This is a genomic window from Polynucleobacter sp. HIN8, assembly GCF_030297615.1.
Classification (GTDB): domain Bacteria; phylum Pseudomonadota; class Gammaproteobacteria; order Burkholderiales; family Burkholderiaceae; genus Polynucleobacter.
This window is the reverse complement of the sequence record NZ_AP028139.1, coordinates 291,279-316,289: the sequence shown is the minus strand read 5'-3', so window position 1 is coordinate 316,289 and position 25,011 is coordinate 291,279. Positions and strand designations below refer to the sequence as shown.

At 34.7% G+C, this 25,011-nt stretch carries 24 protein-coding genes; all 24 read right to left on the bottom strand.

The features are described 5' to 3' along the window. Nucleotides 1-240: 240 nt before the first annotated feature. The 24 genes from QUE65_RS01700 to QUE65_RS01585 all read right to left on the bottom strand — a co-directional run bounded on the left by QUE65_RS01700 (nt 241) and on the right by QUE65_RS01585 (nt 25,011). Complete coding sequence (locus QUE65_RS01700) at nt 241-1,011, bottom strand: glycosyltransferase family 2 protein (RefSeq protein ID WP_286281461.1); 771 nt, start codon at nt 1,009-1,011, stop codon at nt 241-243. After that, complete coding sequence (locus tag QUE65_RS01695; RefSeq protein WP_286281459.1) at nt 989-2,743, bottom strand: carbamoyltransferase family protein; 1,755 nt, start codon at nt 2,741-2,743, stop codon at nt 989-991. The genes QUE65_RS01700 and QUE65_RS01695 overlap by 23 nt, the downstream gene beginning before the upstream one ends. Nucleotides 2,744-2,755: 12 nt before the next feature. Then, complete coding sequence (locus QUE65_RS01690) at nt 2,756-3,829, bottom strand: glycosyltransferase family 4 protein (RefSeq protein ID WP_286281458.1); 1,074 nt, start codon at nt 3,827-3,829, stop codon at nt 2,756-2,758. Beyond that, nucleotides 3,829-4,728 carry a class I SAM-dependent methyltransferase gene (locus tag QUE65_RS01685; protein ID WP_286281455.1) on the bottom strand — a complete coding sequence of 300 codons (900 nt, stop codon included), beginning with the start codon at nt 4,726-4,728 and terminating at the stop codon, nt 3,829-3,831. The genes QUE65_RS01690 and QUE65_RS01685 overlap by 1 nt, the downstream gene beginning before the upstream one ends. Further along, entirely contained in the window at nt 4,721-5,506 is a 786-nt protein-coding gene (locus QUE65_RS01680; RefSeq protein ID WP_286281454.1) for a glycosyltransferase family 2 protein, read from the bottom strand. Before QUE65_RS01680 ends, QUE65_RS01685 begins: the two co-directional genes overlap by 8 nt. Then, complete coding sequence (locus QUE65_RS01675) at nt 5,503-6,414, bottom strand: alpha-1,2-fucosyltransferase (protein WP_286281453.1); 912 nt, start codon at nt 6,412-6,414, stop codon at nt 5,503-5,505. The genes QUE65_RS01680 and QUE65_RS01675 overlap by 4 nt, the downstream gene beginning before the upstream one ends. Then, nucleotides 6,399-7,478 (bottom strand): glycosyltransferase family 2 protein, encoded by a 1,080-nt coding sequence (locus tag QUE65_RS01670; protein ID WP_286281452.1) that lies wholly within the window; start codon nt 7,476-7,478, stop codon nt 6,399-6,401. The genes QUE65_RS01675 and QUE65_RS01670 overlap by 16 nt, the downstream gene beginning before the upstream one ends. A gap of 120 nt (nt 7,479-7,598) precedes the next feature. After that, on the bottom strand, nt 7,599-8,558 hold the full coding sequence (locus QUE65_RS01665) for an NAD-dependent epimerase/dehydratase family protein (RefSeq protein ID WP_286281451.1): 960 nt from the start codon (nt 8,556-8,558) through the stop codon (nt 7,599-7,601). 5 nt (nt 8,559-8,563) lie between these two features. Next, nucleotides 8,564-9,652 (bottom strand): N-acetylneuraminate synthase family protein, encoded by a 1,089-nt coding sequence (locus QUE65_RS01660; RefSeq protein WP_286281449.1) that lies wholly within the window; start codon nt 9,650-9,652, stop codon nt 8,564-8,566. Between the two features lie 32 nt (nt 9,653-9,684). Further along, entirely contained in the window at nt 9,685-11,454 is a 1,770-nt protein-coding gene (locus QUE65_RS01655) for a thiamine pyrophosphate-binding protein (RefSeq protein WP_286281448.1), read from the bottom strand. Then, nucleotides 11,444-12,541: a 3-dehydroquinate synthase gene (locus QUE65_RS01650; protein ID WP_286281447.1), complete on the bottom strand. Its 1,098-nt coding sequence runs from the start codon at nt 12,539-12,541 to the stop codon at nt 11,444-11,446. The genes QUE65_RS01655 and QUE65_RS01650 overlap by 11 nt, the downstream gene beginning before the upstream one ends. Beyond that, nucleotides 12,525-13,238: an SDR family NAD(P)-dependent oxidoreductase gene (locus QUE65_RS01645; protein WP_286281445.1), complete on the bottom strand. Its 714-nt coding sequence runs from the start codon at nt 13,236-13,238 to the stop codon at nt 12,525-12,527. Before QUE65_RS01645 ends, QUE65_RS01650 begins: the two co-directional genes overlap by 17 nt. Beyond that, nucleotides 13,238-14,581 (bottom strand): lipopolysaccharide biosynthesis protein RfbH, encoded by a 1,344-nt coding sequence (gene rfbH / locus QUE65_RS01640; protein WP_286281444.1) that lies wholly within the window; start codon nt 14,579-14,581, stop codon nt 13,238-13,240. Before rfbH ends, QUE65_RS01645 begins: the two co-directional genes overlap by 1 nt. Nucleotides 14,582-14,602: 21 nt before the next feature. Next, a complete protein-coding gene (gene rfbG, locus QUE65_RS01635) occupies nt 14,603-15,685 on the bottom strand; it encodes a CDP-glucose 4,6-dehydratase (RefSeq protein ID WP_286281443.1) in 1,083 nt (360 codons plus the stop codon). Then, nucleotides 15,682-16,449: a glucose-1-phosphate cytidylyltransferase gene (gene rfbF / locus QUE65_RS01630; protein WP_286281441.1), complete on the bottom strand. Its 768-nt coding sequence runs from the start codon at nt 16,447-16,449 to the stop codon at nt 15,682-15,684. The genes rfbG and rfbF overlap by 4 nt, the downstream gene beginning before the upstream one ends. A gap of 63 nt (nt 16,450-16,512) precedes the next feature. Then, on the bottom strand, nt 16,513-17,406 hold the full coding sequence (locus tag QUE65_RS01625; RefSeq protein WP_286281440.1) for a phytanoyl-CoA dioxygenase family protein: 894 nt from the start codon (nt 17,404-17,406) through the stop codon (nt 16,513-16,515). Between the two features lie 62 nt (nt 17,407-17,468). Then, entirely contained in the window at nt 17,469-18,269 is an 801-nt protein-coding gene (locus QUE65_RS01620) for an FkbM family methyltransferase (protein WP_286281438.1), read from the bottom strand. A gap of 20 nt (nt 18,270-18,289) precedes the next feature. Further along, on the bottom strand, nt 18,290-19,300 hold the full coding sequence (locus QUE65_RS01615; RefSeq protein WP_286281437.1) for a hypothetical protein: 1,011 nt from the start codon (nt 19,298-19,300) through the stop codon (nt 18,290-18,292). Nucleotides 19,301-19,305: 5 nt separating this feature from the next. Next, nucleotides 19,306-19,698, bottom strand: coding sequence for a hypothetical protein (locus QUE65_RS01610; protein WP_286281435.1), 393 nt, complete (start codon nt 19,696-19,698; stop codon nt 19,306-19,308). Beyond that, nucleotides 19,691-20,488 carry a sporadic carbohydrate cluster 2OG-Fe(II) oxygenase gene (locus tag QUE65_RS01605; RefSeq protein ID WP_286281434.1) on the bottom strand — a complete coding sequence of 266 codons (798 nt, stop codon included), beginning with the start codon at nt 20,486-20,488 and terminating at the stop codon, nt 19,691-19,693. The genes QUE65_RS01610 and QUE65_RS01605 overlap by 8 nt, the downstream gene beginning before the upstream one ends. 69 nt (nt 20,489-20,557) lie before the next feature. Continuing rightward, nucleotides 20,558-21,697: a radical SAM protein gene (locus QUE65_RS01600; RefSeq protein ID WP_286281433.1), complete on the bottom strand. Its 1,140-nt coding sequence runs from the start codon at nt 21,695-21,697 to the stop codon at nt 20,558-20,560. Next, a complete protein-coding gene (locus QUE65_RS01595) occupies nt 21,694-22,035 on the bottom strand; it encodes a hypothetical protein (RefSeq protein ID WP_286281432.1) in 342 nt (113 codons plus the stop codon). Before QUE65_RS01595 ends, QUE65_RS01600 begins: the two co-directional genes overlap by 4 nt. A gap of 17 nt (nt 22,036-22,052) precedes the next feature. Continuing rightward, nucleotides 22,053-23,831, bottom strand: a complete 1,779-nt coding sequence (locus QUE65_RS01590; RefSeq protein WP_286281431.1) for a thiamine pyrophosphate-binding protein — start codon at nt 23,829-23,831, stop codon at nt 22,053-22,055. A 13-nt stretch (nt 23,832-23,844) separates the two neighbouring features. Further along, complete coding sequence (locus QUE65_RS01585; RefSeq protein WP_286281428.1) at nt 23,845-25,011, bottom strand: pyridoxal phosphate-dependent aminotransferase; 1,167 nt, start codon at nt 25,009-25,011, stop codon at nt 23,845-23,847.

Here is a 25,011-nt window from a genome sequence, read left to right as displayed (position 1 = left end):
TAGTAACTTTACGCGACCGTTCCCGCTTCCATACAGGCCTGGGCTAGTGTTTTGCCATTGCTAATTAACACATCGATTTTACGCAATAAGGTGACGATTTGCTCATGTATAAGACGTTGTCTTTTGGCTATAGGTAGCACTCATTAAAGATGAAGATTATCAAAAATCCTCTCTTTTGGAGTGGTATTAAAAAATAGGTTGGTTCAGGATTTCCTTAATTTTTGATCGACTAAAAAATTACTAAATGAGGTATTCTAATAATTTAAATGGATAACGGGATAGTATCTTTAGAAGGTTCGTTTCGACATCATTTTTATTACATGAAAACAAAATTTCTTTATTAAGAATTATTTTCGCTGCTAAATTTTGGTTGCTGACTCCACCCATTTGCATTCGAACCAAAATATCTTTTGAGCATTCATAGTTAAATTCTAATTTTTTGAACATGCGTAGAAGATAATCAAAATCTCCCGCAACTTGAAAAGATGTGTCAAATAAACCATTTTGTCTAATAAGTTTTTTTTTAATAAATGTTGCAGGATGTGCGGGCATCCAACCAAACGAAAATTTTCTTAGATTGAAATTGTCAAATTTATACACTCGAGAAACTTTCGAGGGATTACTTTTATGAAAGAAAGAAACTCCGCCAAATAGCGCATCAATTTGATTCTCATGGAATCGCTTTACAACTCTTTCAATCGTTTTATTAGATTCATAGATATCGTCTGAATTTAGAAAACATAAAATATCACCAGTTGCAATTTGTAGTCCTTTATTCATTGCGTCGTAAATTCCATCATCTGACTCACTAATTAGTTGAGAAATATGAGAACTATACTTATCAATGATATTTAAAGTTTTATCGGATGACTTACCATCAATAATAATATATTCAATAGCTGGATAAGTTTGAGAAATAACAGATTGAATTGTTCTTTCAATTGTTTTTGCACTGTTATAGCAAATTGTAATGATGGATATTTTCAATTTAGACTTTGCGCTCAATGACATAATCATTCATAACCAAAATATCCATTTTGGTTCTTAAGAAACAATTGAGCGCCTCCTCGGGCTGACAAACCACTGGTTCATTTTCATTAAACGAGGTGTTTAGTAAAATTGGCACTCCGGTCAACTCGTAAAATGAGTTAATCAAATTGTAATAACGATTATTTTGCTCTTTTCGGACAGTTTGTAAACGACCTGAGCCATTGACATGGGTGACTGCAGGGATCAATTTTTTCTTTTCCTCATTAATTTGAAATACCTGCATCATAAATGGGACATCATAATCGGTCTCAAACCATTCCCCGACATGTTCTCGCAGAATTGAGGGAGCGAATGGCCGAAATGATTCGCGGCGCTTAATTTTTAAATTCAATATATCTTTCATATCTGCACGGCGTGGGTCTCCTAAGATGCTTCGATTACCTAATGCTCTTGGCCCCCATTCCATTCTGCCTTGAAACCAACCGATCACCTTTCCCTCACTAATCGCCTTGGCAACTAATTTGGTAATATCAATTTCTGAGGTTATGTGACTTATTGAAAACTCATTAACGCTTAATCGGCTTAAATTTTTATCAATTAATTTCTTAATTTCAGCATTGGAGTAATCTGGGCCCCAATAAGAATGCTCCATAACAAAGTTTCTTGGCATTTTGTAAAGCTGATTCCAAACGACAAATGCAGCTCCAATCGCACCGCCTGCATCACCTGCTGCAGATTGAATGTAAACATCTTTGAATTTAGTATTCGAAAAAATTTTACCGTTAGCAACTGAGTTCAGGGCGCAGCCACCGGCCAAAGCTAAATTAAATTGCCCAGTTTTTTCCTGAACATAATTCAAAAGATGAAAAAAAGCCTCTTCATACATAGACTGCGCAGAAGCTGCAATATTTTTATGGTTTTGACTTGGCGCTTCATCTTTTTGTCGTTTTGGCCCAAGCATATCTTCTAACTTTTCTGTGAAGATTTGACTTATTTTAGGCTCACCACCCTCCCAAGTCATCGCAACACCCTTTGTATGGTGTTGAAAATAATCCAAATTAAGCGAAAAGGAACCATTGGGCCCAAGAGTGACAATATTTCGCATTGCTTGAAGTTCTGTGGGCTCTCCATAGGGAGCTAACCCCATGACCTTATACTCATCGCCGTACTGATTAAATCCAAGATACTGAGTAATAGCAAGATAAAAGATGCCCAGGGAATGTGGGAAAAAAACGCGTTCCCTAATAGCGATTTCATGTTGCTTACCAATCCCCCAAAGAGTGCTTGCAAAATCACCAAATCCATCAACCGAGATAACCGCAGCCTCATCAAAGGGTGAAACAAAAAATGCACTTCCTAAGTGTGCTAAGTGATGCTCAATATACTGAATTTTAGAATCAAGTCTTGATGATTCGAGTTGAAAACTAGCGGCAAGTTCATCCCCTAGACTTTTTAACTTTTTACGATTACGTATCCGGTCAACTAAACGGGCAAAATTCGGTCTAGCCTGAATTCCATACAATAACTTACGAACTAGATGAGCCTGCGGATTTCGATTAATTGCAATTACATCAACTTCATAAAGCGATAGATTGCCAACTTTTAAACAATAGGCGATAGCTTGAATTGGCAAACCGGCCCAATGTTTTACTCTTGAAAAGCGCTCCTCTTCCGCAGCAGCCATTAACATTCCGTTTATCACTAAGCATGCAGAAGAATCACCATGATAGGCATTAATACCTAAAATAATCATATTTTTTGCGATTTATAAAAGGTCTTGGTAAAGTTTTAAATGCTGTTTTGCGAGATTAGCAATCGAAAAATTTTTTATAACATGATTTTTTGCTAACTCACCCATATTATATCGTTTCTCATGACCCAGCTCGATCATAAAATTTATCGCTCTTAGAATTTCTTGTGAATTTTCTGGGGAGATTATCAGCCCCGTTTGCTTATTCGAAACAATCTGAGCTACATCACCTACATCAGTGGCAATACAAGCACACCCACTTGCCATTGCTTCTAATAAAGATATTGGGCACGCTTCACTACGTGAAGATAAGATATAAATATCAGTGGACTCAAGTAGCGTTTTGATTTGACTATCGGATTGCCAACCTAAAAAAATAATTTCTCGTTCAGGACTATTGATTTCTTTTGCTCGTGTTTCAATATATGCTGAATATTTAGCATATGTTTCTAGTCTAGCGCCAACAATTTTTAGCCGAAAACTTGTTTTTATATCTACCAGTGCTCCGATTAAAACATCAAATCCCTTTAAGGGGTTGATATTCCCAATTGCGAGTAAATTAATAGTGGTATTGGCATTTTTTTTTGGATTTGCATCAGACCAGAAATTCGGATCAATCCCTGATGGAATATAAATTGCATCTTCTAACTGGTATATTCTCTTTGCGCTGTTAGCCACCACTACAGTTTTATTTTTACCATTATGAACAATATGTTTACCAACTTTAGTTAAAAATTTAAAGTTATTCAGAGTTTCATGGATATACCAAATTGTTCGATATGATAGAACCCGTGCAGCAATAATTGGTGCAATATTTGCAGATCCATGTACACAAAAAACTGAATTTTTTTCAATTTTTTTACTTAGTGCCAACCATACAATAAGTAAAACATTGACAATAATCTCGAGGGGATATAGCCATTTATTTGTGTGACGTAAATTAATCAAACTAATGTCGGTAATTGGTCCGTTGCCAGTTGAGACGATCACAGTTTTGATGTGAGTAGCTAATTCTTTAGCAATATTTTTTACGTAAACATGTGGACCACCAATCCGGTGATCTAATAAAAAATGATAGGTAGTGATCATTATGTATTCATCATATTCGGAACTCCATGAGTGACATGATATTGCTTGCTACAGCCATTACAAATAATTTCATTTTCTTTCATCTCTAACTGACTTGATCGGCACGATGGGCAAAGTAATAAGTTAATTAATTGGAGTTGTTTATTTCTTTTTCTTTGTGAAAAAAATGCCCTAGCAAACCATAAACCTAGTCGTCCTAATTTTGCTCGCATTGAATTGTGTAATTGCGTGGTTTGAGCTATCCGGGGGGGATCCCAGCTGGAATCCACTTTTGGATTTTGAATGACATAAGGAATGTGATCCTTCCAATAAAAGCGAGTATGAAAAATAAAGGGGTACTTTGGAATTACTGATTGAGTAATTAGTGATTTTGCTCGACTTTCGTATAACTCAACTAACTCAGAATCCTGTTGCCACATGGACTTTTTGCGAACAAGTAATACCCCATCGCGAATTGTAACTTCCGAGCGATGATCCCAATACGGATTAATGCGTTCCATAAATGCATCTGGAGTTTCAATATAACCCGCCTTAGCAACTCGTTGAAGTTCGTTTAAGAATTTTTCTGGATCTGAGGAATGCTCCAAAACATGCGAAGCAATTACAAAATCAAAAATCTTATCTTTAAATGGAAGGGATTCGCCATATCCTAAAACAGAGGGTCTATCCTTTATAAACGGTGCCCAATGGCGTTCTCGAGTTTCTTCATAGGCGTCTATTAACACATTTGCTCGAAAATACGGACTACCCCCAGATCCAACTTCGAGAACTAATGCGGATTTTGGTACCGGGCAATAAAGTCTTCGACACGCCCATGCAAAATTTTCAAAACCAAGTTTTAGAAAAATCCTCATTAAAAATGAGAGTTCTAACGATTGTTGTTGACGTTTACTACTCATATTTTCTCAAAGAGATGAATCGTTTAAAGATACTGATCACTGCAACTAATGTTCCAAAAGCCACCGAAAGCTCTAACAATAATTTTGTTACTAGCGGTAATTTAATGTTAATTAAGAATTTAGTGTACTCAATATTAACTACTAACAAATTATTTAAAATCTGATTTAATCGATATCGCGGCTGATCAGATAATATGTACTCTGCATGCTTTTCTGATAAATAATATCCGGGGCTTATTGTTAAGCATTTTAGCCATACTAAATAATCCTCGGCAAATGACATTTTTGAGTTAAAGACAGGGCTGATTTGTTGCAACAAATCACGTCTAACCAAAACTGAACTTGTTGCAATAAAATTTCCTCGTGCCAATGTCCTTGCAGAAATTAAACTAGACTTTAGATGTAATTGCGTGCTCACTGCACAACAAACGAATTTAACGTCAAAATGCTTTGCAAGATGAAGTTGTTTAAATAGTTTATCGGGCAACCATAGATCATCAACATCAAGAAATGCAATCCATTTGGCTGTCGAATATTTAATGCCAAGATTGCGAGCGTTAGCAACACCCTGATTTGTTGTTTTAATAACTTTTATTAAAGGATTATTAAAATTAATTGCAATTAGAGCGCTATCATCGCTTGACCCATCATCGATTACGATGATTTTTTGAATCACTTTTCCTTTTTGAGCTAATACACTGTTAATGCATGCTTCAATGGTGTTACGCCCGTTAAACACTGGGATGATGACATCAACACTTTGAACTTCAGTAGTCATAACTTTATCCAGCGCTCCGGAATGAGCTTTGGGAAACCCCATGCAGTAACGTTTGAATTTGGATCTAACGTTTGACCCGGAGCAATGATATGGCTCATTGGATTGGATTTCTCTCCTAGCCAGGCTGCCCACCATGCAAATGTACTGTTACTAATGATGAAATGGCGACACTGTCTCATTATGTAAAAATCTGTCAATGATTTTTCAGTGGCGACACTGTGCTTAACTACTGAATAAGACCTCTTTTGCAGCAAAGGCGATAGTTTTATTTCTGCTAAATCAGGATAATCTGAAAATATAAAAAAGTGGGGATTGGCGATTATTTTTTTCACAAAAGAAATAGCGTTGGCATAATAGACCAATGAGATATTTGCTTTGTGACCAACATCATTGGGATTGAACCAGCGAATATGAATCGCAACTGATTCGGTTTTCTCAATTTTTTTTAGTAGATCTAAGATATTTTGATCGCATGGTGCGGCCATGCCAAGATCTTGTTTAATTAAATCATAAATGTCACTGAAATACAGCTCACTCTGGCCAAAGGCATCAAAATATGTTGATCCCTCTTGGAGATTTAACGATAGAATGTCTGGATCAAATTTGATGCCAACCTGATGAATATAACGCTGCTTATTTAAAGGTTGATAATTTGCAATTTTACGTGCGAAATAGCGTCTAATTCGCCCTAAAGGCTCCATCCGCTCCTTAGGTGTTGCAATCCGCGCAGATATTTTAAATGCATCTAATGCATATTTACGTTGATACTGATGATCATATTGGAACCCTGTAAGATTATCTATAACCAATTCAGCCTGATTTGCCCAAGCAAGTCTTCTTGCAGCTGCATAACAAAAAAGCTGGTTACCCAATCCACCTTTTAGGCGAACAATTAACTTTTTTGACATTTAGAGGAACTCCCTCCAGTTGGCTCTCCTGCATATATGTTGCCTAATATTGGCGATCTTCCTAGTTTAATTTTTACCCTAGATATAAAATAATCGCACCTTTTTGATCCAAATACAAGCAAACATACTGCATATATAAAAAATAGTGGGGACCTCCATAATCCTATCTTCATCAGTTGCCAAAAATACCAAAAAAATATTCTAGACGATCGCTCTGACTGTATCGACAGAATTGGATAAGAATAATTACCAATGTCCCGCAGTATTCGGTGGCTCACCTTATTTTCGCAATATTCGTTTAAAGAATTTGCAATACTAATCATTCCACGAATAAAATGAACAGAAGATTCTGGTGTTTGATGATTTGGAATAAATTTATTTTTTTCAACCTCACTAACACCAAAGTCTGGTATACCACCCAATCGGTGATAGGAAATAATTTTATTTAGATAAATACCGGATTCCTCGAATAAAATCCTTCCAGCTAAGTACTGTTGATAAAGCAAAGAACCATCAAACCTTGATGTTGAAATCTTTCCTGCAGAACTTCTTTTAAATACCATGCCAGAAATAAAAACACAACGCCGAAAGAAAGTTACTACTGTATCAGAACCAGGTGGAAATATTCGATCTTCATCGAAATAGCGAAATATTTGTTCAGATTTTTGAGGATTTTCCGTAAAAGAAGAATAGCTTCGCAAGACTACACCAATATTTTTTTTCTCATTTTGTATTGCTGTTGCTATAGATTGAAGTGCCCCAGGAGCCAATAAATCATCATTTCCCATGAAAAGTACATAATCACCACATGCAAGCTGAATGAGGCGTCGCAAATTTCCATCGTAACCTAATGTGTATTCATTTTCAAAATACTTAATTTTTTTACCAAAGCTGCACTGATATTTAGCAACAATTGAAGATATTAATTTTCGCTCAGGTGAACAATCTTCTGTGATAACGATATCGAAATCAGAAAATTTTTGATTTAATATTGAATCCAAAAGGGCAGGCAAAACCTTAGACCTATTATATGCTGGAATACAAACTGAGATAATAGGCGCCATATTATTTATAGTAAATATTTTAAAAAATTATTATGTTAAATTCAAATAACATCAATAGATTTTTCTATGAAAATATTTCGATAGTTTTAAATTTATAAACTTTCAATAACTACAAATGATTTAAAATTTAAGAAAAGACTTTATCGTCAAATTTAATGCGGAATCCAAGTTATATTTAAGACTAATATTAAGTTGAGTTATTGCCTTTTCTATCGATGGGATATACCGATCAACTTGACTTTGAATTAATGTTGGATGAGTTATCACTTCAACATTGAACTTTTCAGCAATCATTTTAGCTAATTCTCTTATCTCAATAATTTCACTAGAGCCTACGTTATAAATAGGGCATGCTGAATTACCTATATTTGCAATTGTCATCAACCAGATGACTAGATCATCCGCATACATATAACTTCGAATAACTTGATGTCTTGCATTGACAACGATAGATTTCCCTTTCAATCCATCTCGTATAAAATTTCCAATTGCGAAGTGTTGATTTAGAGGTAAATAATGCCCAATAAAAGAAAAGCATCTTGCGATGCTAACTTTATACCCAAGGGCTCCAAGAGCTTGGACATATTTTTCCCCATCTCTTTTAGCAGCAGCATAATTTTGCTTAACTGGTTCTAAATTTTCAATTAGGCCAAAATCATAATTTTCCGCGATTTTATTTACGTTCGCCGGCTGTTTGCCATATACAGCACCAGAGCTTACATAAACAATTTTACTTTCTTTATGAAATTCTTTTGCTAATTGGCAATAGTTCAATGTTGCCGACAAAATATTTTCTTTTTCTTCTTTAGCCATCGATACATATCGAGTTGCATCTGTGGATGCAGCAGCATGAATTACATAATTAGCCGGTGGCAAAATTTTACAAGAACTAATGTCTTGATCTATTAGCTCAATATTAGGCCCAATTAAGCTTGGATCCGTTTTTCTCAGATAGCTAGCTTGTCGGGCTATAATTTTAATAGAGCGAATTTCCCATGAATCTAATAATCCCCTATTGTAGGCATCAAGTATTGACTTTCCAAAAAAACCGGATCCGCCAATCACCAAGAGACTGGCCATAAACTTTATAAACCACGCTCTTTAAAAGTCTTTAATAATTCAGGATTTCCTGAATATGGAGTGTCCAATGCGTCAATTTTGATTGGAGAATCTTTTGAACATGGGGCAAGCATCTTATGACCATATTTTCCAAGCATTAACTCTCTGCTCGAAACCTGACCCTTTTGCAAAGGTATAGCTAAGTAGCAATTATCTTCGGTAAGAAGATCGCCAATATTTAAATCTGATTTTGCGTAGACACCACGCACATATGAATCTAGATATGCTATTTCTCGAGGTAAAAAATTTCGTCGTTGTGTTGACGAAGTGCCACACATTTCAACCGCCTTATGCCAAGCCTTGAACCAAATATCAATTTGGCTAGGTAAGGAAGAGTACGTTGCCACTTCAAATCCATCATCATTAATATCCACGTGACGCTCAAAAGTTCGGGCACCTTTTGCATAGGCAATTTGAATTGATGAAGACCAGTCATGATATTCATGACATGAATATCCGATAACGAGACCAGGATACCGATTTTTAAGAAAATCAATTTGATTAAGCTCGCATTCAGAGTCCTCGTGTGGATAGGCTGCAACACAATGATTAAGAGCAAGGGGAATTGCACGGTGCTCACAGAATAAAACCAAATCATCCATATCTTTTTGTGTCATGCCGCCAGTTGATACAATAATTGGACGACGTGTAGATGCAATTTTTTCTAACAAAGTCCAGTCGTTATTATCAGCACTTGCTACTTTAATGATTGGCATATCAAACTCTACACACCAGTCAACTGACTTTTCATCAAAAGGGGTTGCCATGGGAATGCAGCCACTTTTTCTTATAGCATCGACTAAAACAGCAAAATCTTGTTTACTCATTCGCGTATCAGAAACACGCTTTACATATCGAATATCTTCTCTTCCAACATAATCTTTGTGTATAAAATTACTAATATCACGAAATTGTAATTTAATTGCAGCACGCACATTATTAAAACGAACAACCTTAGAAAAACTCCTAATAATGTCTAGCCCTCGTTCAACACTTCCCTGATGGTTGCTGGCCATCTCAAGAACAAATAAGTCTTCAAAAATTTTATTATTCATATGTGTAAAATCGTAGAAAAAATATTAATCTTTTATTTAATGAAATTTAGATATTTTAAATAAATTGAACGCTCCTCTTCTGTGATTTCTGGATACATCATATGCAATGGATTTGACTCCATTGCCCCCGAATCAGAAATGCGGCTCATAATTTTTGGAAAATATGTTTGATTAGGATCAATTGGAACTATAAATGCAACTGTAGATTGCTCCTCAAATAAATCAATAAATTCAGAAGTGTGCTCAAATCCATTATCAAGTTTCAACACGGGAACGCTCCATGCGGAAAATAATTTTTCCCAATTTGGCATTCCCAGTCCAGTTTGTGTATCGCAGCCAACATATCTGCCGTGAAAATAGTTTTTTTGCGTCATGCGAATAGATGCATAACCTTTATCATCAAAAATAAATATCTTTAAGTTTAACTTGTTTAGTTGGGCGGTGCCAATTTCTTGAAGATTTTGGGCAAATCCACCGTCTCCCTCAACTAATATAACCCTCTTGTCTCGATTAGCTAAAGCTGCTCCGATTGCACCAGATAATCCATAGCCCATTGAGGCTAAGCCCTTGTTAGTGACAATAATTTGGTCCATTTTTTGATTAAATGCCTGCATCATTGTTGTGAATGCGCCTCCACTGCTACAGGGTACTACAATATCATTATTAGAACTAATTTTTGACAAAGTGGATACAAAATGGAATGGAGATATATACCCAGATTCTGTTGTATTAAAAGACTCGCTTAGGGGAAAATACTTTCTAATTGATTTTGCATAAGCCATCCAATCTAGATGGCTACCTAATTTCTGCTCAAATAGTTTTTCCAAAAAAATATTTGCATCCTCCAAAATTGGAATTTGAACTTCAGGGTGACCTTTTGATAGCTCAGCTTTGTCAATATCTATTTGAGCAATTTCACCATTGGGAATAAATTCCTGCCAATTAAATCCTGTTTGTTGCAAGCCTAACCTAGTACCAATTGCTAATAAAAAATCGGATTGTTGAATTATTAAGTTTGATGATCTTTGCCCCCAAGTGTTAGGTCTACCAAAATAATTAGACTGCCCAGAATCTATACGATCAGCAGCATTCCATGTTGTCATTATTGGAATATTTAGCATGGCAAGCTTTTTTTGGAGTCTTTTAGCTGTTTGGCGTAATACACCACCTCCAATCAAGATTACTGGGCGCTTAGACGTATTCAACTTTTCAGTAATTAGTGCAACTGAGTTATTAAGCTTATCTGATTCGGAGGCTACGCTTTGGTGCAATTCTAACTTCTCAAAAGATACTTCTTTTGCTTGTATATCTAGTGGGATTTCTAAAAATATGGGTCCTCTTCTTTCACTATTTGTATGACTTATAAGCTTTGAAAATGAGTTAGCATCGATAACCTCATCAATTAATCTTGAACGTATCGTTATTGAACGGACTATTGAAAGACCATCAATTTCCTGAATGCCTCGCTGACGTAATTTATTCCTTGCTAAATCAGAAGTTTTAACTTGACCACCAATAACCAAAAGCTCACGACTTTCTAAATATGCACCTGCTAAAGCAGTTACAATATTTGTTAGCCCTGGACCAGCAGTTACCAGGGAAAATGCTTTCGAACCGTTTGGAGAAGTTTCATTGTAGTATTCAGTCGCAATCCCGGCAGCTACCTCATGAATAACTGGAATGCAAATCATTCGCTTGCTGATGCTTTCAATTAAATGCATAATATTACCGCCACCAACTAAAAAGCAGTGGGTATATCCAAGCTCTATAAGCCATTCGGTAATTTGATCACTATATTTCAAAATTTATTCCATTCTTAAAATCTACAAAAATATTAAAAATTAATTTATCTAATTCGCAGGTAATTGGTAAATTTACTCTACTCAAAAAGCCATCTTGGTTTGGCATGACAATAGAATACGAATGTCTATTGTGTTTTTTGTCTGACTTAAAGGCATGCATTGCCTGCTCAAGTGATAATTTTTTTAGTTTTGTATTTAAATCTTTGATCTTAACTAACAAATTTAAAATATATGACTCTAAATAAGAAAGCCGTACAGGTTTACTATGCATTTCATTAAGTAATATTGCTAGTCGAACCTCAGCAAGCATGCCGAGACCAACGGCAATACCATGGGTAATTAAAAACTGAGTGGCAGCCTCAAAAGCATGGCCAAAAGTATGGCCAAAGTTAAGTAATAAACGAACACCATTATCAAACTCATCTTCTTCAATAAATCTTTTTTTTGTTTTAAGAGAAAGTTTAACAATTTCGATTAGATATTCATCTGAATACTGATCTTTAGCATTAGAGGTTAATCTTAAGTAATCATCAAAAGCAGAACCGTTATCTGCATAACATATTTTTACAGCTTCGCAGAGTCCTGCTATTTTTTCAGTTTCACTAAGTGTTTTACAAAAAGCTATATCGATCCATACTTCTTTTGGTGGGTAGTAGTTGCCAGCAAGATTTTTAAACATCCCTACATTTAGTGATGATTTACCTCCAATGCAAGAATCTACCATACTCAATAGTGTCGTGGGACAGTAAATCCAGTCAATACCACGCATATAAATAGCGGTTGTCATTGTTGATAAATCTTGAACAACCCCCCCGCCAATTGAATAAACGAGTGATCTTCGATTTACTCCAAGTAAACGAAGTTTTTCTATCAACTGAGAAACAGTATCAAGGGTTTTAAAAATCTCAATTGCCTCAATCGTAATTGCTTTTTCGTGGTTACTTTCTGGCCATAAGTTAGCTACTAGTTCATCGATTAATATATGTTTTTCTGTGTCTGCGAGAGAATTACTAGATGTTATAAAGCCATTTCCGATCTTGATGGGATAACAAAAATTTTTTGAATTGATATTAAAAATTTCGTACATCAGAGTAACCTAAATCTACCTTAATGAATTGACCAGTAATACCTGAATTTTCGGGCGAGCACAGATAGAAAGTGATATTTGAAACATCATTTAAGGTAACTAATCGATTGAATCCTGTAGCTTTTTTTATGGTTTCAATTTGCTCGTTTGACAGATTACTTTTGGTCATTGGAGTATCAATTGCTCCTGGCAAAATTGCATTAACAAGATGTCCACGATCTGCCAAATCATTAGCTAACGAGAGAACCAAACCTTGCAATGCTGACTTTGAAACAGCGTAGCTTAATTTTTTTAATCTAGAGATATTTTGCCAAATTGAACTAATGATACATAAACGAGTAGGTACTTTTAAAAGTCCAGAATTTATAATTTGGTTTAATGAAACTAATATATATATGACATTAGCTTGATACAGCTTGTAATGCTCCTCTAAACAAAATTCCTCTATGCTATCACTTAAGTTTATTCCTTGGGCCCAGCAAATTGCATCTATTCTAGCTACTTTTTTCAACTGTAAGGGTATTTTTTTGCAAATGGGATCCCAAACTATATCTTCAGAATTAGACATCAAAGATTTATTATCAGCTTTACGAATAATGCGAATAACATGCCAACCTTTAGAAATAAATTTCTGATAAATTGCATTACCAATAGACCCTGAAGCTCCAAATAATAATAGGGCTGGTTTTGTGCTCATTAAAAATTAATTCCTAAAAACGTTTCAATCTGAACTGCCGTATATTCAAGAATTTCATTCGTAAGTGCTGGCTGTACACCAATCCAAAATGTGCTATTCATCACGTTATCAGTGTTAGTGAGATCACCGCTGACGCGATACATTACATTTTTCATATAGGGTTGCCTAGTTAGGTTTCCAGCAAACAATAGACGAGTACCAATTTTTTTTTGATCTAGGAATGTTGTTAAATCAACTCGAGATACTGGGCAACTGGGCTTTAATGTAATAGGGAATCCAAACCAAGAGGGATCCGATCCATCAGTTGCCTTGGGTAGCTGGAGAAATTCTTCACAGCTCTTCAGTCTTTTTTTTAGGAAAAGAAAATTATTTTTACGAGCCTGAATAAATACTGGTGCTTTTTCTAATTGCGCCAGTGCGCAAGCCGCCTGCATATCCGTGATCTTTAAGTTGTAGCCAAGATGGCTGTAGGTGTACTTGTGATCATAACCAAAAGGGAGGTCACCCAGCTGCCATGTAAATCTTTTACCACATGTATTATCTTTCCCAGGTGGACAGTAACAATCCCTCCCCCAATCTCGAAAACTTTCAGCTATCTGCTTTAATTCATAATTATTAGTAAAAACTGCTCCGCCCTCACCCATGGTGATGTGATGAGCTGGATAAAAGCTAAGCGTCCCAATATCCCCAAAAGTTCCAACCATTCGCCCCTTATAGGTTGTGCCCAACGCATCACAACAATCTTCAACTAACCAAAGATTATACTTTTTACACAAAGCAACAACTACATCGAGATTAAAAGGGTTGCCCAACGAATGAGCCAACATGATTGCTTTGGTCTTGGGGCCAATCGCCACCTCTATTTTGGATGTATCAATATTATGAGTTATTGGGTCGACATCAACAAAAACTGGGACTGCTCCGAACTGAATAATCGGATTGACCGTAGTTGGAAATCCAGCGGCGACACTAATTACTTCATCACCTTTCTTGATTGCCCTATCGCCAAGCTTTGATGAAGTAAGAGCTGAAAAGGCCACTAGGTTGGCTGAAGAACCTGAATTTACTGTAATAGCATATTTCACTCCAATAAAATGTGCGAGTTTTTTCTCAAATAACTCATTAAATCTGCCAGTAGTTAACCAGCCATCTAAAGATGCTTCTACCATATTTTGTAATTCTTCAGCACCAATTAACTTTCCAGACGGCGGTATGACAGTTTGGCCGGGCGCAAAAGATTTTGGTGCAAATTCCAAGGCAGAATACTCTCTTACTAGATCTAATATTTGCTTACGGATCTTATCTTTTGCACACTGATTTGCCGGGATAGTAGTTTCAGTCATAAATGAATTTCTTTAAATAAATTACCAAGCGTTATAAGATTCAATTTGTTTACATGTCATTGCAAGCATATCCCCCCCCTTGCTATAAGCATGATGCCACTCAACAATAGTTGTAATTGCTTTTTCCAAGTTCCAGTTGATTCTCCAATTCAATACTTGCTTTGCTTTTGAACAATCGAGCTTTAAAAAATGAGCTTCATGGGGTTGAGGGGCCCCATCTTGCGTCCACGTTGTGGTGGCACCCCACTCTCTAATTAATAGCTCAATAACCTCTTTAACAGAACGCGCATCCGAATCCTGAGGACCAAAGTTCCAAGCGCCACTATATTCAACACCTCGCTCAAACATAGCTTGAGCCAAAACTAAATAACCAGATAGTGGCTCTAAGACATGTTGCCATGGCCTAATTGCTAATGGGTTGCGGATGATTAATGGACGATTCGCCTCAAACGCTCTAATTGCATCAGGTATTAAACGATCCGCAGACCAATCGCCGCCACCAATCACATTTCCAGCACGAACTGAAGCAATTACTATACGGTGATTGGCATATTCATTCTCTGAGAAAAAGGATTCGCGATAAGCCTTAGTCACCAATTCGGCGCAACCCTTACTACTGCTGTATGGATCATATCCTCCCATAGGCTCATTCTCACGATAGCCCCAGACCCACTCTTTATTCTCATAGCATTTATCAGTAGTAACAATAATAACAACTCTAACACTAGAGCAGGAACGTATTGCCTCCAGTAAATGGGCAGTGCCCATAACATTCGTTGCATAAGTTTCTATGGGGTTTTCGTAAGAGTAACGCACAAGTGGTTGGGCTGCCATGTGAATAACTACATCTGGAGCAGCTTTAATTATTGCATTACGCAAACTATTTAAGTCGCAAATATCTCCAATGAGTGAAGACTCGCAAAGCGAGGAAATTTTTGCCACCTCAAATAAATTAGGATTGGGTTTGGGGGATAAAGAATAACCAATTATTCTAGCCCCCATAGTTGCTAACCAGATAGTGAGCCATCCCCCCTTAAAACCACTATGGCCTGTCAGAAATACTTTTTTTTTCGCCCAAAATTGTGGGTCGACTATTCCATTCATGACCAGTTTTTCCAAGGAGCTTTGCCACTTGTCCACAATTCCTCGAGTAAAACTTTATCCCTTAGGGTATCCATAGGGCGCCAGAAACCAGAGTGAAAAAATGATTTAAGCTGGCCCTGTTTAGCCAAAGACTCAAGAGGCTCCTTTTCCCAAAGAGTAGCATCAGAATCAATCAAATCTATTACCTTGGGGTTTAATACAAAAAATCCACCATTAATCCAACCCCCATCACCTTGTGGCTTTTCAACAAAAGCTTTGACATTTGTTCCGTTAATCTCTAGTGAGCCAAAACGACCAGGAGGCTGTACAGCAGTCATTGTCGCTAATTTTCTATGTTGCTTATGAAAGGCAATAGAAGCCGTAATATCGATTGAGCCGACTCCATCACCATAAGTCATGCAGAAGTCTTCATCCAAATAATCAGCAATACGTTTTAATCGCCCTCCTGTTTGCGTATTTTCGCCAGTATCAATAAGGGTAATTTTCCATGGCTCTGCCTTTTTTTGGTGCACTTCAATAGAGTTATAGGTCATATCAATAGTGATATCTGACATATGCAAAAAATAATTAGCGAAATATTCTTTGATCATATACCCCTTGTAACCACAGCAAATTACAAATTCACGAACATCATGGGTTGAATAAATCTTGAGAATGTGCCATAAAATTGGCATACCTCCAATCTCAATCATTGGCTTTGGACGAATAGTGCTTTCTTCACTGATTCGAGTACCTAAACCACCTGCCAAAATAACTGCTTTCATAACAAAATTTAGTATATAGATTGAAATTTATTAATGACAATTAATAGAAATATAGTACAGTGATTATTCAAAATCTTTAATAAATTTTCTATAATCAAATTCAGTATCATCAATAAATTCACATAAATTGTATAGATTCTTTAATCTACGTTCGACACTTACCACCCCACCCAAAGTTCTGTGCGGTGTTAAATAATCATTTCCGATTAATCGAGATATTTGATTCATAGGACCAACAGAGATAGTTTTATACGATAAGGCTCTTTCCTGAGTACTAAAGGGAGTTTCTGTAGAGGTGTAACGTGATGAGATTGAAATTCTAATATTTTTATGGCTATTACCAGTTGTAGAATGTAATAGAAGCGGATGCCACATTATGAAGTCCCCCGCTTTAATCTGTTTAAGATTAACTAAATTATATGTAATGCCATTATTAGGATCTGGTTTTCTATTTCTAACAGGTGTCATTCCATAAATGTGAGATCCTGGAACAACTGATAAGCCATTAAAATCATCAACATCAGTTATATATATATTGGTTAATAATGTATTAATAGAAGTACCAGTCCATGCATCAGTGTGTATTTCTTTTTTTAAAACAGGATCATTATTATTAGGTAGATTTATCCAAGCATGATCGTAATTTAAAATTGCAATGTCAGGACCTAAAATATTCTTTAAAATATCTATTATCTTTTTAGAAGTTACTAAAGAATCATAGGTATTTGTTAATGAAAAATCATCAATGATAGCATTAGACCAGGCCTGGACATCATTAGGAATTTTTTGTTCTAAATATAAAGAATTAAAGTGATTAAATCGATCAAAAAAAAATTTTTTTGTTTTATTTATTATAGCTTCGTCAAATAAACCTTCAACTATTAAAAAACCATATTTAACAAAATGCCTTAGGGCAAAATCATTACATTCCTTAAATTTAATTATTTCATAATCCATTTTTAACCCTAAAATTTTACTTTATACACAAAAATGTTTACAAAGAAAAAAGCAAATTAAATCTACCATGATTTCGGTGGTAATTCACTATAAATGTCAGCTTTAAGACCAAGCTTGATTGCATATTGTTTATGAGCAAAAAATGTATCAACCTTATGATTTTTAATAAAAACATAATCATTCTTAAATAATAACTCACACAATTCGCGAGGTGGTCTTTCAATTGTCATGAGGTTAAATCTATACTGATCGAAGGGGAATTTTTTTAAAACATCCAGCTCCGAACCCTCGATATCAAGTGATAGATAATCAATTTCTCTTGGGGCCTCAAAAAATTTAAGAATATCTTCCAAGCGCTTTGTTTTAAGTTTTTTAACGGAACCATTTTTTTTGAGCTTATTAATTAGTGCCGATCGTTTACTTGGATTATTATCAGTAAATTCGCTAATAATACCTCCAATACCTCTATTGAAAACAAAATCTACCTCAATAGGTTCTGATGAAATTGGGTAATTTATGCAATGGCAAGAACGATTAAAAACAAGACGCTTATAATAATTTGGATTTGGTTCTATCGCAATACCATTCCATTTAAATTTTTTTTCGAGTAAATATGTATTATTTTCAATAATTCCTGATGTAGCGGCTAAATCTACGAAATATCCATATTTTTTTTTGTTAGTAGCATTTACAACCCATTTATCTTGTTCTTTGCCTGAAAACCCAATTTCAAAACCTAAATTTAAGGCCATTAATCTAAACGGATTTGTAAGTATTGCATATAAATATTTTAGTAAACCATACTGAGAAGGATAATTTGTATATCCAAATTTCTTTATTGCGGATATTATTTTTTTTGTCATCTGATTATCATTATTATTTATTAAATTTGATATTTATTTAAAAATTCACTTATTTTATTATATACAAATTTTGAAATTTCATTTGTATTCTCTTTGCCAGTAATAGAAATAATTAAACTTGGCTTCCTACCACAATCATTCAAATATAAGTCATCAAGCATTTCTAAAGGATAATCTTGCATTCCATTTTTAAAGCAAGTATTGCAATGCATAAGAATAGTTTTACTATGATCGCTGAATTGGTGCATTAAATCAAATCCTCCTCCTGTACCACCAATACACAATCCCACTAATGATGAGGCAAGCGGTACTAAATCAACTGGAAGATTTACATTCTTAATGTGAGTATGCATATTTTGTGAATAATCACCAGATTTTTTTGCTGTATTCAAAATACATTTAAATCCCAATCTTTTTAAAGCATCGGAAACTCCTTCCCAAATTTCACTTTTAAAAGATCCGTGAGTGTAGGCTATTGGCCCTATAAGGGCAATTTTATTTAATTCATTTATTTTTGAATCAAATAGATTTTGAATTAACTCATAATCAGTATTTGAGTATTGTGGATGTTTATACATTGCACTCATTGGCATACCTAAATATTGTGCAAGAGACTCACGATAACCTAACTTATTATTTTTTATAAAAAAATATAACGTTTTATCATTAATGCAATGAGTATTTTGAAAAAATTTAAGAATTCCAGTATTACCAGTTCTTGCTTTTAACCAATAGTAGTATTTTCTGTATTTTGCTAATGTTAATGAATTTATATAAATAACATTATATATTGTATTTAAATTATACCGGCATATTGTTGATTTATAATCTTCAGAAATTAAAATATGGTGTTTCTTTTTTAAACTAGCTAATAATCCACAGACTGCAAAAATATCTACAACTGATCCATCTATAAACCAAACTTTTGTTTTCCAAAATTTACCAATATCTTTTAGCAAAAGTCTAATCAGGATAGACAAACCTAGAATATTTTTTATTTCCGGTTTTATAATATCTATCAAGAAATTCATATTATTTATTTACTTTTTAAATAGCTTAAAAAGTCTAAAAAAATAATTTCACCTTTATCGTATGCATAATCCAAATCATTTAAATTCCTATAACTTAATTTCTCTCGTGCAAAATGTACCTCTAAATTTTTTGATAATAAAATTTTTAATAACCGTATATTAAATTTACCAGCACAATAAAATTGTTCTACTGTAAAAAATATTAATCCATCAATTCCTGGAATACGCTTCACTCTCTCCTCAATCCAGGCTTGTGAATTTCTTAAACTACAATCTTCAGATGTACTGTAAGTAATCTTCCCATTACACAACTTCGCCATTTTCTCAATTACTAAATGTTGCTCAGGTTGTGGACTTGGAATTAAGCTATCAATGCAAGAATAAAATAATTTATTCATTATCATTCTCAATTTGACTTGCTTTCAAGCCAATACTTGAAATTATTGAATGTTTGATTGGTGTAAAAAAAGAGGCTGGATGCTTTAACCCGTATGGAGTAAACATATTTTTAATTCTTAAATTTAATGAAAATCTAGTTTCATTTTCTTCATTTTTAATTGAATAATGAAATAGAGTGGGAGAAAAATATAGTACTTCACCAAATGATACTGGAACATTATTTGAGACTTTAATTACATCTTCCTCAAAAGTTGAACATGTATTATATTTCTGTAAATTTTTTGCAATTTCAAATGAATTTTCTAACGGCGCTAAATAAAGAGCTTTTGATTTTGTACAATCTGTTAAAGGTATCCATAAAGCAATTTCGTATGGCGAATTAGGTGGTGAATCTCTATGAATTTCTGTTGGGTAAGGATCGTTTGGTCTTTGAATAGTTAAATTAATGTTTTTTTGAATTACTATATCTTGACCTAGTAAATTAGTGATTTTTTCCTCACAGGAATTAAATAATTTTTTTAAATTAACACCGTTTAAATTTATTCTCTCTATCAGCTGCCTTCTTTTTTCATTAAATTCTCCATCGGATAGTTTTTTTATATTTTCAAATTCGTGAAATTTATTTAAAAATTCTTCTGTTTGCTTGTTTTCATGTTGTAAATCAAAAGCTATCTTTAATTTATTTACTACATCGTTACGAATCTCAACAAGCATCAAATGGTTATCATTTTTTTTTACTTCATATCCTTTAAATTGCAGATTTGAGAATTCTATATTCTTTTTTTCCATGATTCTTAGTTCAATTGTTTAAATAATGAAATTTCGTAATCTTTATTATTTCTGCTTGAAAATATTATTTTATAAAAAATTATGATGTAGTGGTTTTGGTCCCTCGCTACGTTTTAATTTTTCTATTCCCTTGAGATGTCTATCTAGTGCAATGTTTACGTAATGAGCTATTGGCAAGGTTCCCATCATTTTCTTTGCATTGAATGAAGGGCTTGCAAGGTAATTCATAGCTCTCCAATATCTTTCTGATTTCCAGATATCATAAAATCTTTCTTCTGTGTAATTACCTATATGAAACTTTGAGTATCTTGAGTTAAAAAACATTCCAGCTGGTGCTACCAATCCACTTCCGCTTATTTGTAATAAAAATTGTGATCCATAATACCGCTTATATGGAGGCTCCCCACCATTTTTAATCTTTTCCCATTTCACGATTATCTTTGTATCTTTAGAACTCATTGCTTCTGCTTGCTGCAGTGACCCATGAAGAGAATCATACTTAGAGTAGTCTATATTTAAGGAACCCTGTTCGTCATCCGAGCAATGCTTAATAACAGCATAATCTACACCTAAATCTATTCCAAGTTTTGCAAATGGTAATATCTCGTCGCCTAAATCAGGCATCAACACCATTTGTATACCTAATGTTACTTTTAGTTTTTTCTTTTTTTTTAGTTCTACGGCATATCTTATATGATTCATTGCTCTATCAAAAACTTCGGTATTCTTTTCACTTTTATACATCAAACGAGCATAACTTTCGGGATTGCCAGCTGCCACTGTAAATCGGACCCATGTTAAATAAGGTAGCACCTGTTCGATTTTTTCGGGCCCCCATTCCCAAGCATTTGTTCCATTTCCGACGTCAATTCCTGCGTTATATGCATGCTGAATAAATGGAATATATGCTTTTGATAATGTACTTTCTCCATCTGAAACCAATGATACACTTCTTATTCCAATTTTTTCAAAATCATCTACTAGTGCTAAGGCATTTTTAATTGATAAGCTACTTCTAACTTGAGACTCTTGCATCATAGCGTAGCAGAATTTACACATTGCTCCGCAAGCTCGAGTAAGTGACATATCGATACTAACAGGAGCAATCCTCTCACCTGCCTCCCATGCTTCAACTCTATCCATATGATATGACAGTTTATGTGAGTCTAATATTAAGGCGCCTTCTTTTGTTTTAATGCTGTTATTCATTTATCTTCCTTAATAACAATACCTCTTAATTTTCTTAGTGAACTTTTATCTTTTAAAGGCTCTAACCAAACGGTAATTCCAATATCAACTTTTAGCTTTAAAAATTCCTCTAAATCCATTAATATGTCACCTCTTTCTCCGGCATTTAATTGATTTTTTAAACATACTGTAACCTGTCCATCTTTATCTGCATGTAAAAAGGTAATTTCGTTTTTAAAAACAGATAATTCATTAATTGCTTTTTCCAGGATCAAGATTCTTTGAATATCATTTTTATCTTGCCACTCATGTTGAGTTTTTGGCGTCTCGGTGTCAACATTTATTTTCCAATTATTCATTCAAAATCTCTATTTAATTATGTAATTGGGGGGATAAGCATGTTTGAGTGAAATTCTTCTCTTGAAAGTAATGGGCTAGAGTCTTCTAAAGGTCGTCCATAAAGTAATTTTGGGGCAATTTGCGAACCCGGTAGCATATGTACATTACACAATACTGGCCCATTTGAATTAAGAGTCTCGATGATTATTTTTTTTAAATCGTCAGTATTTGAAATTTCTAAAGCTTTGATACCGTAGGCAATTGCAATTTTTTTACAGTCTGGATCGGGCAAAAGGCCATCTTGCGGGTTGCTGGCAAAATATCTCCCTCCTAGCCAATTGTCTTGCGTTCCTTGAATTATCCCATGGCCGTGATTATTTAATACAAATATTTTAATATTTAGTTTATGAAGATCTATAGTTGCTAATTCCTGAATATTTATTTGAAGCCCCCCGTCTCCAATAATACAAATAATTTGCCTATCAGGATTTGCTAATGCTGCCCCAATAGAAGCTGGTAATGAATATCCCATTGGTGAATGATTAAAGGCGGAAATTAAACGTTGAGTTCCTTTTAATTTGAAACCTTGCATTGTCCAGATTAAATTACTTCCGCAATCAGTAACTATAATTTCTTCATCATTTACTATTTCACTTATTTTTTCCATAAATACATATGGATTTATAAGCTCCGATTGCTCGCGATATTCATCAAGACAAATGGGATAAGTTTTTTTCCATTTCGAAATCCATTTTTTCCAAATTTCAATCGAATCATTTATAGATGGTAAATTGCGATCTAATAAATTCCTTACGATATCTCGTACATCTCTGGTTACTAATAAATCTACCTTCATTCCCATTTGAGAATATTTTTCTTGTTCCGCAAAATCTAGATCGACTATAACTTTTTTAGCGCCTCGGGCAAAATGCTTGAGATTTGGTCCAGCCTCATGACTGTCAAATCTAGTACCCATGGCGATAATTAAATCAGCATTTTGAATCGCAAAATTACCTGGTCTTCCTGATGTAACACCAAACCCGCCCACAAATAATTCATGGTCATGTGAACAAATGTCCATTGCCCCCCAAGTAAGGGTAAATGGTATTTTAAGAGCATCAATTAGCTTGCGCGTCTCATTAATAATCCCTGCCGTTCTAATTCCTGCACCTAGAACCAAAAGCGGTCTATCTGCCTGCTTCAACATTTCTATTATCAATTGAATTTGGTTATTTAAAAGCTGGTGATCCTCACCCAGGAGCTTAGGAGGCATATACCCCCTAAGCATTTCTGGATTTATATCCGCTCTCTGAATATCATCGCAAATATCAAGCAATACTGGACCAGGTCGTCCTTCCCGAGCTAAATAAAATGCTTTTTCTAGCTCGAATCTAATATCTAATGGGTCTTCAATTAGCTTAGAATATTTTGTTACAGGCTCAAATATTGATACAACATCAGTTTCTTGGAATCCAATTTGTCGGGATTTACTGCCACGCTTTAATTGGGATGATGGAACTTGTCCTGTTATAAATAAAACTGGCACGGAATCATAGTATGAGCAACAAACACCGGTAAGCAAGTTTGTTGCTCCTGGGCCACTTGTAACAAGGGCAACGCCAACTTTACCAGTAATTCTTGCGTATGCATCAGCAGCCATAGCGCATGACTGCTCATGCATCATTGGGATATAGACAAGGTCTTTATGCTGTCCAATTGAGTCAATTAGATGAACAATACATCCACCTGTCAAAACAAATGTAGTAGTAGTTCCTTGATTTTTAATGAAATCAGCAACGTAGTCAGATAATTTCATGTTAATTTTTTATTTAATTAAAAAATTTGTTCATTTTATATAAGGCTTTATTAATATTACTTTCTGAGTTGGCGTAGCAAAATCGAATATAACCCTCACCACCTTTGCCAAAAATTGTACCTGGGGAGACTATAATTCCCAGCTCTTCCATTAATAGTGTTGATAGCTTATCACTAGTTAAACCAGTGCCAACGATATTAGGGAATGCATAAAAAGCACCCTGAGGTAGTTTACACGAAAATCCCCTTATACCATTCAAACCATTTACTAGTATATTTCTTCTTCTTTCATAAGTATTCACCATAGAATTAATTTCTTCTTGGCTTTCGCGTAGTGCTGCTATTCCTGCAATTTGTATAAATGGAGGAGTACAAGACAAAGTCGTTTCTAACAAAAGACCCATATTTCGTATTACATCTGATGGTCCTGTAACAACACCAAGTCTCCACCCAGTCATTGCATAAGACTTACTAAATCCATTAACAATTATTGAATATTCTAAGCACTTATCATACCTGCTAGGGGATACAAATTTATTATCTTTACCGTAAATCATTCGTGCATATATCTCATCACTTAATATGTAAATATCATGAGATTTAGCTAAATTAAATATTTCATTTATTTCATTTTCTCTAAGAACAGAACCAGTAGGATTGCTCGGAGAGTTAATAATAATGAGTTTCGTTTTTTTAGTAATAGCATTTTTGATATCGTGTGGTGAAATTCTAAAATCATTCTCCTCTTTTAATCTCACCTTTACTGGGGTTGCGCCTACATAATTTGTTATTGATTCATACGAGACAAAGCCAGGATCGGGAATAATTACTTCATCTCCAGGATTTACTGTACAAGCAATAGCTAAATATATTTGTATATTAGCACCAGGTGTTACTAAAACCTGAGATACATCCGGCTTAAATCCTCTTGACCGCATGGTAGTTAAAGTAGCCTCTTGACGTAACTCTAGTAATCCCATTGAATTTACATAATGAGTATTTCCACTTTTAAGTGCCGCAATACCATTATCAATAATATTTTGTGGCGTATTGAAATCTGGTTCACCAATTTCAAAATGTATAATTTCTTTACCTTGTCGCTCTAATTCCTGAGCTTGAGCAAGAATTTGAAACATTTTTTGTCCTGTTAATCTACTCGCCGCTATTGATGGTAAAGGCAT

Bases quoted from the DNA above. Each gene is read 5' to 3' on its own strand.
- QUE65_RS01700 (WP_286281461.1), bottom strand. From the start codon at position 1,011: ATGTCATTGAGCGCAAAGTCTAAATTGAAAATATCCATCATTACAATT.
- QUE65_RS01695 (WP_286281459.1), bottom strand. From the start codon at position 2,743: ATGATTATTTTAGGTATTAATGCCTATCATGGTGATTCTTCTGCATGC.
- QUE65_RS01690 (WP_286281458.1), bottom strand. From the start codon at position 3,829: ATGATCACTACCTATCATTTTTTATTAGATCACCGGATTGGTGGTCCA.
- QUE65_RS01685 (WP_286281455.1), bottom strand. From the start codon at position 4,728: ATGAGTAGTAAACGTCAACAACAATCGTTAGAACTCTCATTTTTAATG.
- QUE65_RS01680 (WP_286281454.1), bottom strand. From the start codon at position 5,506: ATGACTACTGAAGTTCAAAGTGTTGATGTCATCATCCCAGTGTTTAAC.
- QUE65_RS01675 (WP_286281453.1), bottom strand. From the start codon at position 6,414: ATGTCAAAAAAGTTAATTGTTCGCCTAAAAGGTGGATTGGGTAACCAG.
- QUE65_RS01670 (WP_286281452.1), bottom strand. From the start codon at position 7,478: ATGGCGCCTATTATCTCAGTTTGTATTCCAGCATATAATAGGTCTAAG.
- QUE65_RS01665 (WP_286281451.1), bottom strand. From the start codon at position 8,558: ATGGCCAGTCTCTTGGTGATTGGCGGATCCGGTTTTTTTGGAAAGTCA.
- QUE65_RS01660 (WP_286281449.1), bottom strand. From the start codon at position 9,652: ATGAATAATAAAATTTTTGAAGACTTATTTGTTCTTGAGATGGCCAGC.
- QUE65_RS01650 (WP_286281447.1), bottom strand. From the start codon at position 12,541: ATGTACGAAATTTTTAATATCAATTCAAAAAATTTTTGTTATCCCATC.
- QUE65_RS01645 (WP_286281445.1), bottom strand. From the start codon at position 13,238: ATGAGCACAAAACCAGCCCTATTATTATTTGGAGCTTCAGGGTCTATT.
- rfbH (WP_286281444.1), bottom strand. From the start codon at position 14,581: ATGACTGAAACTACTATCCCGGCAAATCAGTGTGCAAAAGATAAGATC.
- rfbG (WP_286281443.1), bottom strand. From the start codon at position 15,685: ATGAATGGAATAGTCGACCCACAATTTTGGGCGAAAAAAAAAGTATTT.
- rfbF (WP_286281441.1), bottom strand. From the start codon at position 16,449: ATGAAAGCAGTTATTTTGGCAGGTGGTTTAGGTACTCGAATCAGTGAA.
- QUE65_RS01625 (WP_286281440.1), bottom strand. From the start codon at position 17,406: ATGGATTATGAAATAATTAAATTTAAGGAATGTAATGATTTTGCCCTA.
- QUE65_RS01620 (WP_286281438.1), bottom strand. From the start codon at position 18,269: ATGACAAAAAAAATAATATCCGCAATAAAGAAATTTGGATATACAAAT.
- QUE65_RS01615 (WP_286281437.1), bottom strand. From the start codon at position 19,300: ATGAATTTCTTGATAGATATTATAAAACCGGAAATAAAAAATATTCTA.
- QUE65_RS01610 (WP_286281435.1), bottom strand. From the start codon at position 19,698: ATGAATAAATTATTTTATTCTTGCATTGATAGCTTAATTCCAAGTCCA.
- QUE65_RS01605 (WP_286281434.1), bottom strand. From the start codon at position 20,488: ATGGAAAAAAAGAATATAGAATTCTCAAATCTGCAATTTAAAGGATAT.
- QUE65_RS01600 (WP_286281433.1), bottom strand. From the start codon at position 21,697: ATGAATAACAGCATTAAAACAAAAGAAGGCGCCTTAATATTAGACTCA.
- QUE65_RS01595 (WP_286281432.1), bottom strand. From the start codon at position 22,035: ATGAATAATTGGAAAATAAATGTTGACACCGAGACGCCAAAAACTCAA.
- QUE65_RS01590 (WP_286281431.1), bottom strand. From the start codon at position 23,831: ATGAAATTATCTGACTACGTTGCTGATTTCATTAAAAATCAAGGAACT.
- QUE65_RS01585 (WP_286281428.1), bottom strand. From the start codon at position 25,011: ATGCCTTTACCATCAATAGCGGCGAGTAGATTAACAGGACAAAAAATG.